Source organism: Planktosalinus sp. (assembly GCF_059864935.1).
This window is the reverse complement of record NZ_JCBCCK010000085.1, coordinates 1-1,477: the sequence shown is the minus strand read 5'-3', so window position 1 is coordinate 1,477 and position 1,477 is coordinate 1. Positions and strand designations below refer to the sequence as shown.

The window sequence follows — 1,477 nt, the reverse complement described above, 5'->3', positions numbered from 1 at the left end:
TTTGTCAATGAGCCGGGAGCCATTGCCGCCATTTACTCATACGGTCACCGCAACCAACAGGGAATGGACATCCATCCGGAAACCGGGAAACTCTGGTCACATGAACACGGACCCAAAGGTGGTGACGAAATCAACATCCATAAAAAAGGGGCCAACTACGGTTGGCCCACCATCACTTATGGTGTCAACTACAACGGCACCATAATTACCGAAGAAACCCATCGTCCCGGCATGGAACAACCCATTTATTATTGGACACCATCCATCGCTCCCAGCGGAATGACTTTTGTAACAGGAGACAAATACCCCGACTGGAAAGACCATTTGCTTGTTGGCGCATTGAAATTCCAGTACCTTGAGCTGGTAAAGTTGGACGGAAATCAAGTAATTGGAAGACAAAAAATAGCAGCTGATATTGGAAGGTTAAGAACTGTCAAAATGGGTCCGGATGGCTATATCTATATGGGCGTTGAAGGTATGGGCATCGTAAAAATTGTTCCGAATTAAAATGAAAAACATCTTTTATTTTGTGGTTGTTGTTTCAACATCCATACTTTTTTCGTGTCTTTCCAAAACCAAAGAAAAGCAAAATGAATCCAGTGCATATACCAATGTAACTCCATTTTCACAAAACAATGATTTACAAAAAAGCATTGACCGGGGTCGTTTGATTTATGACGAGTTTTGTATTCAATGCCACGGCGCAGACGGCAAAGGAATGCCTCGGGTTTTTCCCCCACTCGATGGTGCAGACTGGCTGACCGAAAAACGCTCAGAAAGCATTCACGCCGTAAAATTTGGACAAAGTGGTGAAATTGTAGTCAATGGCGAAACTTACAACAATGTGATGCCACCTATGGGACTCACAAACAAAGAAGTGGCCGATGTGATGAATTATGTGATGAATTCCTGGAGCAACACCCAAGAAAAAATGGTAACTGTTGAGGAAGTGGAAGCGATTGAACCATAATTGAGTTATCGATTACTTTACTAAATCCCAAACCCATAATTTATTACCTTTGTCAAAACACACAATCTATGCTTGTAATCGGAATTGCCGGTGGTACCGGAAGCGGAAAAACAACCGTGGTCAACCAGATTATCAACGAATTACCGGCCAATCAGGTAGGGGTTATTTCACAGGACTCTTATTATAGGGACACCTCAGACCTGCCGTTTGAAGAACGTGTAAAAATCAACTTTGACCACCCCAAAGCCATTGATTTTGAACTGCTTGCCATTCATCTCAACGAATTAAAAAACGGCAAAACCATCAAACAGCCTGTGTATTCGTTTATCGAGCACAACCGTACCAAAGAAACCGTTAAGACCGCTCCCAAAGATGTGATGATTGTTGAGGGCATCCTAATCCTCACCCACCCTGAAATCAGGGATATGTTTGACATTAAAATCTATGTCCACGCCGACAGTGATGAACGATTAATCAGACGTTTAAAAAGAGACATTTCAGAGCGCG

3 protein-coding genes are annotated in these 1,477 nt (G+C 42.9%); all 3 read left to right on the top strand.

Features of this window, described 5'->3' with window-relative positions; all coding sequences use genetic code 11:
* The coding region (locus tag AC6F75_RS03850) for a PQQ-dependent sugar dehydrogenase (RefSeq protein ID WP_500713628.1) at positions 1 to 507 on the top strand (507 nt) is incomplete at its 5' end.
* A 1-nt stretch (position 508) separates the two neighbouring features.
* Positions 509 to 970: a c-type cytochrome gene (locus AC6F75_RS03845; protein ID WP_500713627.1), complete on the top strand. Its 462-nt coding sequence runs from the start codon at positions 509 to 511 to the stop codon at positions 968 to 970.
* A 68-nt stretch (positions 971 to 1,038) separates the two neighbouring features.
* Positions 1,039 to 1,477, top strand: a 439-nt coding sequence (udk, locus tag AC6F75_RS03840; protein ID WP_500713626.1) for a uridine kinase, incomplete at its 3' end; no start/stop codon positions are given.